The organism is Micromonospora sp. WMMD980 (assembly GCF_029626035.1).
Lineage (GTDB): Bacteria > Actinomycetota > Actinomycetes > Mycobacteriales > Micromonosporaceae > Micromonospora.
In genome coordinates this window covers 5,302,266-5,316,856 of record NZ_JARUBE010000003.1, presented here as the reverse complement: position 1 = coordinate 5,316,856, position 14,591 = coordinate 5,302,266, and the positions used below count along the sequence as shown (strand labels likewise).

The 14,591-nt window shown below is 68.9% G+C and carries 9 protein-coding genes; 3 read left to right on the top strand and 6 right to left on the bottom strand.

The window, feature by feature from the left end:
• Positions 1–53: 53 nt before the first annotated feature.
• Positions 54–2,882, bottom strand: a complete 2,829-nt coding sequence (locus O7618_RS24960) for a hypothetical protein (protein ID WP_278108561.1) — start codon at positions 2,880–2,882, stop codon at positions 54–56.
• Positions 2,883–2,956: 74 nt separating this feature from the next.
• A complete protein-coding gene (locus O7618_RS24955) occupies positions 2,957–3,553 on the bottom strand; it encodes a hypothetical protein (protein ID WP_278108559.1) in 597 nt (198 codons plus the stop codon).
• A 190-nt stretch (positions 3,554–3,743) separates the two neighbouring features.
• Between O7618_RS24955 and O7618_RS24950 the strand changes: the two genes are divergently transcribed.
• Positions 3,744–4,574: a formate/nitrite transporter family protein gene (locus O7618_RS24950; protein ID WP_278108558.1), complete on the top strand. Its 831-nt coding sequence runs from the start codon at positions 3,744–3,746 to the stop codon at positions 4,572–4,574.
• Between the two features lie 616 nt (positions 4,575–5,190).
• Here O7618_RS24950 and O7618_RS24945 read toward each other — a convergent pair.
• The 4 genes from O7618_RS24945 to O7618_RS24930 all read right to left on the bottom strand — a co-directional run bounded on the left by O7618_RS24945 (position 5,191) and on the right by O7618_RS24930 (position 9,999).
• Complete coding sequence (locus tag O7618_RS24945; protein ID WP_278108557.1) at positions 5,191–6,828, bottom strand: glycoside hydrolase family 13 protein; 1,638 nt, start codon at positions 6,826–6,828, stop codon at positions 5,191–5,193.
• 39 nt (positions 6,829–6,867) lie between these two features.
• Positions 6,868–7,746, bottom strand: coding sequence for a carbohydrate ABC transporter permease (locus O7618_RS24940; protein WP_278108556.1), 879 nt, complete (start codon positions 7,744–7,746; stop codon positions 6,868–6,870).
• On the bottom strand, positions 7,746–8,690 hold the full coding sequence (locus tag O7618_RS24935) for a sugar ABC transporter permease (RefSeq protein WP_278108555.1): 945 nt from the start codon (positions 8,688–8,690) through the stop codon (positions 7,746–7,748). Before O7618_RS24935 ends, O7618_RS24940 begins: the two co-directional genes overlap by 1 nt.
• 61 nt (positions 8,691–8,751) lie before the next feature.
• Positions 8,752–9,999: an extracellular solute-binding protein gene (locus tag O7618_RS24930; RefSeq protein WP_278108554.1), complete on the bottom strand. Its 1,248-nt coding sequence runs from the start codon at positions 9,997–9,999 to the stop codon at positions 8,752–8,754.
• 342 nt (positions 10,000–10,341) lie between these two features.
• Here O7618_RS24930 and O7618_RS24925 point away from each other — a divergent pair, with 342 nt between their 5' ends.
• Together O7618_RS24925 and O7618_RS24920 are read left to right on the top strand one after the other, a co-directional pair.
• Entirely contained in the window at positions 10,342–11,343 is a 1,002-nt protein-coding gene (locus O7618_RS24925) for a LacI family DNA-binding transcriptional regulator (RefSeq protein ID WP_278108553.1), read from the top strand.
• Between the two features lie 231 nt (positions 11,344–11,574).
• Positions 11,575–14,472, top strand: a complete 2,898-nt coding sequence (locus O7618_RS24920; protein ID WP_278108552.1) for a CBM35 domain-containing protein — start codon at positions 11,575–11,577, stop codon at positions 14,470–14,472.
• The last annotated feature ends 119 nt before the right edge of the window (positions 14,473–14,591 follow it).

Here is a 14,591-nt window from a genome sequence, read left to right as displayed (position 1 = left end):
TCCGGTGTCCCGATCACGGACACCGGAGGGGCCGGTTGTGGCGTACCCGGTCGTCAGGCGCCGCTGGCGACGTAGATGGAGTAGCGGGTGGTGTCGGTGTCCGTGCCGTCCGCCTTGTGGCCGGTCACCGACAGGGTGCGCGTCTCGTAGTTCTGCGTCGGCGTCCAGGTGATCGACGCCTTCCCCTGGCTGTCGGCCGGCACGTCCGTCGACGGGCCGTCGTCGATCTGCCAGGAGAAGGACGTGATTCCCGCCGTGCCCCCGCTGAACTCGAAGGTGCCGGGAACGCCGCCGCCGCCCGACCACGTGCCGTCCGGATACTGGGCGCTCACCACGTAGGGCGCGGTGCCGACCGTGAAGTCGTAGTCCGTCACGGGCGAGAGTTCACCGCCCGACGTCAGGCTCCGGACGTGCAGCGTGTTCGTGCCGTTGCGGTCGAACGGCACCGCGACCAGCGTCGACGTGCCGTCGGTGCTCGCCGGGATGACCTGCTCCGGGCCGTCGTTGACCCGGTAGTGGTACTCGGTCACCTCGCCGAACAGCTGGGTGTGGAAGAAGAAGTAGCCGGTCCAGCCGATTCCCCTCCGCGACCAGTCGTAGGTGCTGTACACGTCGACCCGGTTGTCCCGGACGCTGAACGCCTCGATCCGCAGCTCCGACTCGGTGCCGTCCGCGCCGACGCTGGTGACCCGCACGTCGTTGTAGCCCCACGAGGTCGGCGTGTACGTGACCGACGCGGTGCCGTCGGGACCGGCGGCGATGGTCTGCTCGTCGCCGCCGTACAGCGAGTAGCGGTAGGAGACGACGTCCGGCAGCCCCGGGTGGAACGTGAACGTCATCGGCCGGCCGACGGTGCCGCTGCCCTCGGGCGTCTGCGAGACCACGGGACCGGACCAGATGCCGAACGTGTAGGTGGTGGCGGGCGATCGCGTACCGTCCGACAACAGCGCCTCGACGACCACCGTGTTGTCGCCGGCGTGCGTGGGCGTGACCGTCACGTAGGCGTACGGGTTGCCCTCGGTGGAGACGGTCTGCTCGGCGCCGCCGTCGAACCGGTAGACGAACCCGGTCAGGTCCGGCAACTGGCTCTGGAACTCGACGCGCAACGGCACGCCGACCCCGTCCCGACGCGGCCAACTGCTCAGGTCGCTGGCGTAGGCGTTCGGACGCGTGTCGATGATGTTGAACGGGTAGTCCGTCTCCATCGACGTCGAGCCGTCCGCCCGGACCGACCGGACGACCATCGAGTGCCAGCCCGGCGTCGCCGTCCAGGACAGCACCGCGGTGTCGTCGTCCGCCGCCGGGACGGTGCTCCACTCACCGTCGAGGTTGTACTCGTAGGCGGTGACGTCGTCGCTGTGCGGGGTGAAGCGGAACGAACCGACCGTGCCGGCGACCTGGTCGTGGTCGAAGTTGAACTCCGCCGACTCGACGCCGGGCGCGTCGGTCACCCAGACCTGAAGCGTCTCCTGCCCGATCAGCTTGTTCTTCACGTAGCTCCGCACCGCCACGTCGACCTGGCCGGTCGCGGTGAACGTGATCGATCCGGTGGCCTTGCCGTCGATCGCCGGGAGGCGAACCTCCGAGCCGTCCTTGAGCTGGTAACCGAACGCGGTGGTCTCCGCCTTCCGCGCCAGGAACGTGATCGTGCTGGGCAGGCCGACGCCGTTCACCACGACATCGGCGTACGGCGCCGTCTCGGCGACCCGGAACCGGTAGTCGCGCTCGGGCCCGCGGTTGCCCGCCGCGTCGACGGACGCGACGTAGAGGTCGGTGCTGAACCGCAGCTTCGGGGTGTATTTCAGGATGGCCGAGCCGCCCGGGCGCTTGGCCGAGAGCTGCCCCGAATATCCCATCGAGTCACGCCAGACGAACCCGACCACGTCCCGGTCGCCGGCCCCGTCGAAGCGGAACGTTCCCTCGATGCCGTTGCCGCCACCCGGCGAATCGCCCTCGGGGTACGTCCGCGACGACACCACCGGCGGATTCGCCGGGGCGGTCCGGTCCATGACGAGGTAGCAGGTCTTGCTCCATGGGCCCTGGTCGTCGTAGTCACTGGCCCGCGCCTGCCAGGCGAGGACCGTGCCGTCGGCGTACTCGCTCAGGTCGGTGCCGTAGTAGTCGTGGAACTCGCGACGCTGGTCGGGATGGTCGACCGGCCAGATCGCGTACCGCACGGTCGGGTATTGGCCCTCGTCCGCGTCACTGGCGGTGGCGGCGAACACCGTGTGCTGTGCCGCCGGCGACGGCTTCGCCAGGGTGCCGCACGGCCGGTCCGGATACTTGAGCTGGAGACCCGTGATGGTGGGCGGGTGGTTCGCGGTCGCGCTGAGCAGCGGCTTCACGAACGTACGACCGGTCCGTGCGTCGGCCTCCTGGCCGGCGGTCACCCGGTATTCCAGGGTGATGCTCTTCTCGCGCCGGGCCAGCGCCTCGTTGAGCTGGGCAGCCATGTCGACGCCCAGGTAGCCCGGGCAGTAGGCACCCGCGCCCCGCTCGGCGGTCGACAGCTTCTCGACCTCGGCCGGCGGACGCAGCCAGGTGGTGGTGTCCTTGACCGGCCCGGTCCGCCACACCTCGATGGTGGCCGGGGCCGAGCAGTCGGTGACCGTCTTCTCGTTCGCCCACACGTAGGAGCTGTGGACGACCGTCCCCTTCAACGAGGTCAGGTCGTAGGTGAAGTAGGACCGGTAGGTGTGCGTCCGGCCGGCGTCGTCCCGGGACGTACCGACCGGCGGTGTCACGTCCGCGTCGACGAACTTCGTCTTCGGGCTCTGCGAGTCGAGATAGGTCCAACTCTTCAGGGGTATGTCGTACGAATCGGCGGCCGAGGCCGGGGAGCCGGTGGTCAGCACGGCGGCCACGACGGCGAGAACCGTCATCGGGGCAGCCGATCTGAGGGGTTTCATGTGGGTGTCTCCTCCCCGCGGTGGCGCCTTGATCGACGCCGGGGGCGTCATCGTAGCGACGAGAACGCGATCCGGGTGACCCGCCTTTTCGATGCCGTCCGCGCCGCGTCGGGCACGGCAACCATGGCTGGTCCGCCGGACACCACATCGACGATGCACGTCGCGATCACATCGCTCGGAGTCAGACCCCTACGGCACCAGGGCGCCGGCGAGCCGGACCACGGCCGGCGGGACGTCCGGTTGCCGAGCCGGTCGGCTTGCCAGGTCGCGGGCGACAGGTCGATGGCGTACCTCGGCCGGCGCGGCTGACGTCGACCAGTTGGGCGGCACGATGCGCGACGGGCAACCACCGCCAACCGTCGCCCTCCACCATCCGCCTCGCTGACCAGTTCGAGCGCGCCCCGCACGTCGGCGCAGCGGGCCGCCGCGAGGGCGGCCTCGACGAGCAGCGTGCCACACAGCGACAGGTCCGCCGGCCCGTCACCGTCAAGCTCATCCTGTACGCGGCGACGCGCATCGCCGGCACCGCCGAGCCGGCCCGGCCGGCTGCCCCAAATTGCACCGCCACCTCGGCGGCCACCCGCCCCGCCCTCAAGCGGCTCGGCAGCGCGCTGGACCGCTGACTCCTGACGCGTCTCCGTCATCAAGTTTGTAGGCGGCCACTGCTCGATTAGCGGCGATGCGATCCAACCGACGACCATCGCCGGTGTGACCCGCTGCCACTGCGAAGCTCAGTTCGCACTTCCCGAACCTCAGGGGCCAGACGACCGCCGAAGACCACTGACCTGGTGGAATAGCTCGTCTAGCCCGCGCCAGTTCGGGTAAGGCGGGGGGATGAACGAAGAGGGTCGCACGGCCGGCTGGGTCGAGCAGGCTGCTCCCGAGCGACCGGAGCCCGAGCTCGAAGAGGCATACGACCGGCTGGTGGAGGAGGGTGAGACGCGGCTGGCCCGGCCCTGGCCGCCGCTGATCGCCACCGCGCTGCTCGGCGGCATCGATGTGGGAACAGGGGTGCTAGCGTACCTGCTGGTCGAGCACGCCACCGGCCAGCCGTTGCTGGCTGGGCTGGCGTTCAGCGTGGGCTTCGTGGCGCTACTGCTGGCCCGCAGCGAGCTGTTCACCGAGAATTTTCTGGTACCCGTCACCGCGGTGGCCGCTCGACGCAAGTCGCTCGGTTCGCTGCTGCGGCTGTGGGTGGTCACCCTGGCCGGCAACCTGGTCAGCGGCTGGCTGCTGGCCTGGCTGATCGTCACCGGCCTGCCCGAGCTGCGCGAGACGGCGATCGAGACCGGCCGCTTCTACGCCGAGTTGGGCATCAACCTGCGCTCGTTCGTCCTGGCGGTGCTCGCCGGCATGGTGATAACCCTGATGACCCGAATGCAGCACGCCACGGACAGCCTCGGAGTCCGACTGGTGCCGGCCCTGCTCCTCGGCGCGCTGCTCGCCGGCGGGCAACTGCTCCACAGCGTGCTGGACTCGATCCTGATGTTCGCCGCACTGGCAACCGGGCGCGCCCCGTTCGGCTACCTCGACTGGCTCGGCGTACTGGGTTGGTCGGTGCTCGGTAACGTGGTCGGCGGGGTGGGCCTGGTGGCATTCCTGCGGCTGATCCGGGTGGAACACCGGCTGCTCCGAGAACGCGCCGAACAGTCCCGAGCAGCCTGAGGCTGCCGGGAAGCCCGGCATGCTGGCGGCCCGTGCTGGGCCGGGTCCCTCCGTGCTGCTGCTCGGGCGTGGGGTTGCTGGGTCAGCCGGCGGGTCGCGGCAGTGGGCCAAAGTCGCTACACTCCCCAAGACCCAGTCGCGCGTGCACTCGCCATCGACAGCGGCGCGGAGCGCTGGCGCACCGGGCCCGCAGTGACGATCACCATCAGGCGGGCCCGCCCGAAGATCGTGACCGCCACCGGCGGATCGCAAGGCCACCGCCTACAACATCACCTGCCGCCACGACGACCGCAGCGTCACCATCTGCCAGGACCAACGCCAGGCTTGGGCGGGCGCCTTCGACGACAGCGGGAAGTGGCTCTGGGAACTACCCGACAAGAAGGCAAACCGCATCGCCCCCACCGTTACGACCGCCTGGCACGGAACCGTATACGGCCGTACGGCGAACGGCCCCGTCATCCTCCTCCCGCACCGGCGAGGACCGGGAAACGGCGTTGCTCGGCCGAGCCTCCGGTGGGCTGGTGGCCGAGGGGAGATCATGGCAGTAGCGGGCACCTTCGGGCCGCAGCGGTGGCCGCGCCGGGCGCACGCAGCAGGCCCGGCGCGGCAGGTTTGATCAGATGGTGCGCAGCCAGACCGCGGTGTCCGGCGGAACCGCACCAGCGGTGAGCGGCCCACTGGCCAGCAGCACCTCGACAGCCGACGAGCCGGCCGACGAAGCGTTTGGCAGCGGAACCGCCTGGTCGGACAGATTGGCCAGGAACGTGAATCCACCGGGCCGGGTGAAGTTCAGCACCTCTGCGCTGCCGGGCAGCCAATCCAGGTCCGCGCCGGCCTCGTTCAGGTGCTCACGGCGCAGTCGCAGCGCGGTGCGATAGAGTTCGAGCATCGACTCCGGGTCACCACTCTGGATTTGTGCTGTCCGGGTGGCCCAGTTCGTCGGCTGCGGCAGCCACGGCGACACGCCGGCCGACGAGAAGCTGAAGCCGAATGGCGGTGCCGTCCCCGACCAGGGCAGCGGTACCCGGCAGCCGTCCCGGCCGACGTCCTGACCACCGGTGCGGAAGAAGATCGGGTCCTGGCGGGCGGCGGCCGGGAGGTCGTCGACCTCGTCGAGTCCCAACTCCTCACCCTGATAAAGGTAGACCGAGCCCGGCAGCGCGAGGTTGAGCATCAGGGCGGCGCGGGCGCGACGGGTGCCCTTGGCCAGGTCGACCGGGGTGGTGTGCTGGCGCGTGGTGTGGCCGAAACTGCTGTCGGCGCGGCCGTACCGGGTGACGTGCCGGGTCACGTCGTGGTTGGACAGCACCCAGGTCGGCGGCGCGTCGACCTTAACGTGCGCCTTGATGGTGGCATCGATGACGTGTCGTAGCGCCTTCGGGTCCCAGGCGCAGTTCAGGTAGTCGAAGTTGAACGCGGTGTGCATCTCGTCGGGCCGTAGGTACATGGCCAGCCGGTCCGGCTTGTCCAGCCAGATCTCGCCGATCAGTGCGCGGGGCGGATCGTACTCGTCGGCGACGGTTCGCCAGGCCCGGTAGATGTCGTGGACGGCGTCGCGGTCGATGAACGGGTGCGGCTGCGGCGGGTTCGCGGCATCGAAATCGGCCAGGTCCGGATCCTTGGCGGGCATGGTCGCCGAGTCGATGCGGATGCCGTCCGCGCCCCGATCGAACCAGAAGCGCAGGACGTCCTCGTGCTCGGCGGCGGTGTCCGGGCTGTTCCAGTTGACGTCCGGCTGTTCGGGCGCGAACAGGTGCAGGTACCACTCCCCGTCCGGGACCCGGGTCCAGGCCGGCCCACCGAACACCGACTGCCAGTCGTTGGGGGGTAGGTCGCCGCGGCCCGGCCGGAACCAGAACCGTTCCCGTTCCGGTGAGCCGGGGCCGGCGGCGACCGCCGCCTTGAACCAGGCGTGCTGGTCGGAGACGTGGTTCGGAACGATGTCGATGATCACCTTAAGGCCGAGCGCGTGCGCTTCGGTGATCACCGCCTCCGCGTCGGCGAGGTCGCCGAAGAGCGGATCGATGTCCCGGTAGTCGGCGACGTCGTACCCGGCGTCCGCCTGGGGAGAGGCGAACCACGGGCTGAACCAGAGGGCGTCGACGCCGAGTTCTGCCAGGTAGGGGAGGCGTTCGCGGACGCCGGCGAGGTCGCCGACACCGTCGCCGTTGGCGTCGGCGAAGGACCGGACGTACACCTGGTAGATGACTGCGGAGCGCCACCACTGGTCACTTCGAGTAACGGTTCGAGGCAAGGCAGTACTCCAAGACAGCGAGGGTGGGAAGGGGCCGGGTCAGCCCTTGACGGCGCCGGCGGAGAGTCCGCCGAGAATGTGCCGCTGGAAGACCACGAAGATGACGATCATCGGGATGGAGGCGAGGGTCATGCCGGCGATCATCTCGGTGGGCGGCACCTGGCTGGTGGCCGACAGCCGCTGTAGCGCGACCGAGAGGGTCTGCTTCTCCGGATCCTGCATGACCAGCATCGGCCAGAGGAAGTCCTTCCACATGCCGATGATCGAGAAGATGGAGATCACGGCCAGGACCGGTCGGGACAGCGGCAGCACGATCCTGGTGAGGGTCGTTCGCCGGGACGCACCGTCCACCGCGGCGGCCTCGAGAATCTCGTGCGGGATGTTGTCGAAGAAGCGTTTGAGGACGTAGATGTTGAAACCGTTCGCGGCGGCCGGCAACCACAGACCCCAGGGCGAGTTGAGCAGGTTGAGGTGCAGGATCGGCAGGTCGACGAGGGTCAGGTAGGCGGGCACCAGCAGCGCGGCGACCGGCAGCATGAGGGTGGCCAGCATCCCCGCGAAGATCGCCCTGCCGAAGATCGGCCGCAGTCTGGACAGGGCGTAGGCGGCACAGACGTCGACGGTGAGCTGCACCATCCACCCACCCACCGCGTAGTAGACGGTGTTGAGAAAGAAGTGCGGGATCCGCATGTGGTCCCAGGCGTCGGCGTAGGAGGAGACACCGGGGTTCTCCGGCAGCACGGTGACCGTCTGGGCGGCGAACTCGGCGGGAGTTTTCAGCCCGGCGGTGGCCATCCAGTACACCGGGTAGAGAAACACCGCGGCGACGGCCAGCGTGGTGAGGCCGAGGACGGTGAAGTAGAGCGCCCGGGTCCGGGGCCGCCGGAGCGCGATCTCGGAGATCAGCGTGCGGGACATCAGGCCTCCCTCGTGATCCGCAGGTACAGTGCGGCGAATGCGGAGAGCACGATGAACAGCAGCACGCTGAGCGCCGCGGCGAGCCCGAAGTCCTGGTTGACCGCGAACGCGTACCGGTAGATCAGGGTCATCACGGTGATCGTGTCGGGGTTGGTGAAGCCGGTCAACTGGAACGGCTCGATGAACACCTGCATGGTCGCGGTGATCTGGAGCAACAGCATCACCAGCATGATGAAGCGCATGTGCGGGAGCGTGATGTGCCAGATCCGTCGCCACAGCCCGGCGCCGTCCAGCTCGGAGGACTCGTAGAGTTCCGGCGGCGTCGACTGCAGCGCGGCCAGGTACATCAGGGCGGAGCCGCCCATGTTGGTCCAGGTGGAGACCAACACGAGCGAGAGCATCGCGGTCCTCGGCGACTGCACCCACTGGGAGGTCGGCAGGTGCGCGCCGTCCAGCAGCGTGTTGAACAGTCCCTGCCCGGGGTCGTAGAAGAACTGCCAGAGCATCGCCGAGACGATCGGCGGCAGCATCACCGGCAGGTAGACGGCCAGCCGGAAGTAGGTCCTGAAGTGCCGTAGCTCATTCAGCAGGATGGCCATCGCGATGGGGACGACGTAGCCGAACACCAGAGCCAGGGCGGTGAACTGGACGGTGTTCCTGATCGCGGTCAGGAACAGCGGATCGTCGAACAGCGCCCGGTAGTTGTCCCATCCCACCCACACCGGCTCGGTAACCAGGTTGTCCTGCTGGAAGCTGAGGGTGATGCTGCGGATCAGCGGATACCAGGAGAACAACGCGAAGCACACCAGGCCGGCGGCGAGGAACGCGTACGCCATCAGGTTGTCGCCCAGGCGGCGGCGCAGCTGCCCGGGACGGCGGACGCCCGCGCGGTTCCTGGGTCGCGCGGTGCTGGTCGGGCCGGCAGCCGAGGTGATCGTCGCCATCGAGAGAGGTCGCCTTTCTCCTGCGCGGCCCGGGAGGCGTGCCCGCCCCCCGGGCCGGCACTCACTTGACGGTGGCCAGGATGTTGTTGACCTGCTTCTCAGCGTCGGCCAGGAGCTGGTCGACGTTCGCGTCGGGCTTGGTCAGCACGGCCGCCATCGCCGGGTCGAGGACCGCATAGATCTTCTGCGCCTCCGGCGGTTCCACCTTCAAGGTGATGGTCGGCTGCGCCGTGACGAACGGAGCGAAGTTCTCGGTCGGCACGTTGGCGAACTTCTTGCTGGCCTCGTCGTACACCTCGCCGGCCCGGCCGGTGAAGATGTTCGGCTCGGGCAGGCCGACCGGCAGCTTGTTCTTGGCGTCGCGTTCCTTGCCCTCGGCGATGCGGTCCGGGTTGGCGTGCCGGAACATCACCCAGGCCATGGCCGCCTTGATCTGCTCGGGGGTGCTCTTCGGGCTGAACATGTAGCCGCCGCCACCGCCCAGGGCGCCCTGTCCGCCGGGGACCGGGCCGAAGCCGTAGTCCGCCGCCTTGCCCTTGTACTGCGAGACGATGGTCGGGATGTTGTCGGCGGTCGCCAGGTACATGCCGAGCTTGCCCGCGCCCATCTGCTGCAGAAGGTCGGCCCATTCGAGCAGTTGGCGCTCGCCCATGGACCGGTCGGTGAAGCGCATGTCCTTCAGCAGTTGCAGGACGGCCCGCCCGGTGTCGTTGTTGAACGAGGCGGTCCACCTGCCGTCGGCGCCCTTGGTCGCCACGTCTCCACCGCGGGTGTACATCTCGGCGGTGAAGTGCCAGCCGCCGGTGTTGTTCTTGCTGTAGTCGCCGTAGCCGTTGATGCCACCACCGAGAGCGGCGATCTTCTTCGCGTACTCGCGCAGCTCGTCCCACGTCGCCGGCGGCTTGTTGGGATCGAGGCCGGCCCGCTCGAACAGGACGCGGTTGTAGACGAGGCCCATCGTGTAGTTGCCCTCGGGCAGGCCGAAGGTCCTGCCCTGGCCGTCGCCGAACACCTTCAGCAGGTTCGGCTTGATCTGCTCGATGTCGGGAAAGTCCTTCAGGTACGGCGTGATGTCGGCGGCCTGACGGCGGGCGATCAGGCCGGCGGGATCGGTGAAGTAGACGTAGAAGGCGTTCTCCAGCTGCCCACCGGCCAGCTTGGCGGAGAAGGTGGCCGGGTCCATCTTCCCTTCCCTGGGGTCGATCTTGATGTTCGGGTTGGCTTTCTCGAACGCGGCGACGTCCGCGAGGAAGGTCTCCCGAGGGATCCGCTCGGTCTCCGGCGGCATGTTGTTGACCGTGATCGTCACCGGCCCGGAAGCGGTACCGCCGGCATCCGGCTCGCCGCCGCCGTCGCATGCGGTGAGCGCGAGGGCGACGCTGCAGGTGAGCGCAAGGGAGGTAAGAAGGCGGCGCCTGTTCCGTGTGATCATCGCTGCTCCGAGTTCTTGAAGGGTTGGTGGCACCCGTCGGGCAGGTCAGCGCCGTGCTGCGGGTGGGGTGGGCCGTGCTGCGGGTGGTGTGGGCCACAAAGTACGGCGGGCCGCAATGCGGACGCAATAGGGCGGCAAACACCTGCAAAAATCATCGAATCGAGCGCAAGAAAGACCGTAAACTTCGTTGCGCTGACGTTAGTGGTTACGCTCCTGGCCATGACTCGCAAGATCGCAGAGGTCGCGGTGAGAGTCGGCGTCAGCGAGGCCACCGTGAGCCGCGTGCTCAACGGCAAGCCCGGTGTCTCGGCAGCCACCCGCCAGGCGGTGCTCACCGCGCTCGACGTGCTGGGTTACGAGCGGCCGACCAAGCTCCGGGGGGTCCGCGCCCGCCTGGTCGGCATGGTCCTGCCGGAGCTACAGAACCCGATCTTTCCGGCGCTGGCCGAGGCGGTCGGCGGATCGCTGGTGCAGCTCGGCTTCACCCCGGTCATCTGCACCCGCACCGTCGGCGGCCTGACCGAGGCCGAGTACGCCACGATGCTGCTCGACCAACAGGTCTCCGGCGTCGTGTTCTGCGGGGGTTTGACCGAGAAGGAGCACGATCAGCTGCTCAGTCGCGGCGTGCCGGTGGTGATGTTGAACGCGGCCAACCCGTACCCCGGGTTCCCGCGAGTCTCCACCGACGATGTCGCCGCGGTGCAGATGGCGCACCGGCATCTGACCTCACTGGGCCACCGGCGGATCGGGCTGCTGATCGGTCCCGAGGGCCACGAGCCGTCGCACCGCAAGGTGGCCGCTTTCCGTGACCTGACCAGCCGCTCCGCCGACACCGTGTCCGGCCTCATCTCGCACGCCATGTTCTCGTTCGAGGGCGGCCAGGCGGCGGCGGCCGACCTGATCGACGCCGGCGCCACCGGGCTGATCTGCGGCAGTGACGTGCTGGCCCTGGGCGCGACCCGGGCCGCCCGCCGGGTCGGCAAGAACGTGCCGAACGACGTGTCGGTGGTCGGATTCGACGACTCGGCGTTGATGAACTACGCCGACCCGCCGCTCACCACACTGCGACAGCCGATCGAGTCGATGGCCCGGGCGGCGGTCACCCTGCTGGTCAACCAGATCGGCGGGCGCACGACGGTGACCGCACCCAAGGAGTTGCTGCACGAGCCGGAACTGGTGGTCCGCGGCTCCACCGGACCGGCACCGACACCCACCACCTGAGGCGCGGAAACCACGAAAGTTCTGGAGGCTCCGCACCGTCCACTTGCCGATCTTGCAAGCGTGAGGTCCACCGCGGCGCGCGTCTATCCGCAGGTCAGCGCGGCGCTCAGATTTCTGTTGTTTCCTGACAGGGTTCCGGCGCTGGTTTACCCGAGGAAAATTTCGTTCTTGCTACGCCGATGTGACGGGGATTAACGTCCGGCCCCAATCCCCTCCCACATTGGAGTCCTCATGAGGCATCTCCGCCGCGGCGCCCCCATCGCGGCAGCCGCGATCTTCGCAGGCACAGTCCTCGCCGCCCTGCTCGCAGCACCCACCCTGGCCGCCACCGCCACCCTACAGGCCGAGAACGGCACCTTGACCGGCGGTGCGACGGTGGCGACCGACCACGCCGGGTACCGCGGATCCGGCTTCGTCGGCGGCTTCACCGACGGCAACAAGGGCAGCGCCAGGACCAGCTTCTCGGTCGCGAACCCCACCGCCGGCCAGCACACCCTGTCGATCCGCTACGCCAACGGCACCGGCTCGGCGAAGACCTTGTCGCTCTACATCAACGGCACCCGGGCCCAACAGCTCTCGCTGGCCGCCACCGCGAACTGGGACAGCTGGCAGACCGCCGGCACGACCGCGACGCTGGTCGCCGGCACCAACACCATCGCGTACGCCTTCGACGCCTCCGACTCCGGCAACGTCAACCTGGACGAACTCAGCGTCGCGCCCATCCCCGCGGCGCCGGCCGGACGACTGGAAGCCGAGTCGGCGACGCTCAGCGGCGGCACCCGGATCGAGGCCGACCACCCCGGCTACACCGGTGCCGGTTTCGTCGGCGGGTACACCGACGGCAACAGGGGCAGCGCCGCCACCACCTTCCGGGTGACCGCGGCCACCGCCGGCAACACCCCGCTGACCCTGCGCTACGCCAACGGCACCGGGTCGACCAAGACCCTGTCACTGCACGTCAACGGCGCCATGGTCCAGCAGATCACCCTGCCCGCCACCGCGAACTGGGACACCTGGGGCACGCAAACCGTCACGGCCGCTCTGAACAGCGGCGCCAACACCGTCGCGATCACGTTCGACGCCGCCGACACCGGCAACGTCAACCTGGACCACCTCGCCGTCGGCACGACCACCACTCCGACCACCCCGCCCACCACGCCGCCGCCCGGCACCGGCGGCCTGGCCTTCGAGGCCGAGAGCAGCTTCTACTCCGGTGGGCCGTCCGTCGCCACCTCGGTCGGCGGATACTCCGGAGCCGGACACCTGACCGGTTTCAGCACCACCGGCGCGCGGGTCGTCCTCACCCCGAACCTGCCGTCCGCCGGCACCAGGGCCACCACGGTCCGGTTCAGCAACACCACCGGCTCGACCCGTACGCTCTCCGTCTACGCCAACGGGGTGAGGGCCGGGCAGCTCACCCTTCCCGCGGGTGCGGGGTGGCAGACCGTCACCACGAACCTGACGCTCCGCGCCGGGCTCAACACCGTCACCCTGCGGCGCGACGCCAGCGACAGCGGCGACGTGGCGATCGACCGGATCAACGTGACCGGCGCGCAGGCGCTCGCCGAGCGGGGCGCGACGCTGCCCTACACCGAGTTCGAGGCCGAGAACGGTGCCACCAACGGCACCGTGCTGGCCGCCGACCGCACCTACAAGACCATCGCCTCGGAGTCATCCGGCCGGCGTGCCGTGCAGCTCAGGGCCACCGGACAGTACGTCCGGTTCACCCTGACCAAGCCGGCGAACGCGCTCACCGTGCGGTATTCGGTGCCGGACAACACCAACGCCACCCTCTCGCTGTACGCCAACGGCAGTCACCTGCGCGACCTCAACCTCAGCTCGCGACACGCCTGGGTCTACGGCGACTACCCGTACAACAACAACCCCGCCGACGGCAACGCGCACCGCTTCTACGACGAGAGCCGCACCCTGATCGGCGACTGGCCGGCCGGCACCGTGCTCACCTTGCAGAAGGACGCCGGAGACACCGCTTCCACTTACACGATCGACCTGATCGACACGGAGCAGGCCGTCGCGGGAACCGCGCCCAGCGGTTACACCTCCGCGCCGCCGCCCGGCGGCGGCGACGACACCGCCGCGCTCACCAACGCGCTCAACTCGGCGAAATCCGCCGGCAAGGGCCTGTGGATCCCGACCGGCACCTACCGGATCTCGTCAAGGATCAATGTGCAGGGCGTGACGATCCGCGGCGCCGGCCCGTGGCACACCACCCTCATGGGCACGAACGGGAAGGGCGGCTTCTTCGCCACCGGCGGCAACGTCCAGATCTTCGACCTGGCGATCTCCGGCGACTCTACCGTCCGCAACGACGGCGGGGACGACGCCGCCTTCGAGGGCAACTTCGGCGCCGGCTCGATGTTGCAGAACATCCTCGTCTTCCACTCCAAGGTCGGCCTGTGGGCCGACGACGGCACCGACGGCCTCTACGTCATCGGTATGCGGATCCGGGACACCTACGCCGATGGGGTCAACCTGAACGGCAGCGTCAGGAACACCCGCATCGACCAGTCCTCGGTCCGCAACACCGGCGACGACGCGCTGGCCATGTGGTCCGAGGGGAGTCCGGTCACGAACTCGGCGTTCACCTTCAACACGCTGCAGCTACCGATGCTGGCCAACACCGTGGGCGTCTACGGCGGCACCAGCAACCGCGTCACCGACAACCTGATGTCCGACACCGTGGTCGCCTCCGCCGGCATCGCGGTCGGCACCCGCTTCGCGCCGGTTCCGCTCTCCGGCACCACGGTCATCGCCCGCAACACCCTTACCCGCACCGGCGGCCTCGAACCGAACTGGAACGCCCAACTCGGAGCCCTCTGGGTCTACGCCGACACCGCCGACATCACCGCCCCGATCCAGATCACCGACACGACCATCAGGGACAGCACGTACGCGGGTGTCCTGATGAGCTGGGGTAGAACCATCACCGGCACCACGTTCGACCGGGTCACCATCGAGAACACCGGCACGTACGGCATTGTCATCGACAATGTCACCGGCAGCGCGACCTTCAGCAACACGAGGGTCTCCGGCACACCGTCCGGCGGTCTCAGCAACCCCGGCAGCACCTTCACCATCTACCGCGGGGCCGGCAACTCCGGCTTCTGACGCGGAGACCGATCGGGGAACCATCCTTTGCGGATGGTTCCCCGATCACCTCACATCCGCGCTGAACGTCGGCAGGCGGAGCGGCCGTCGACGCGTGCGGCCCTCGTGGTCGCATCTCG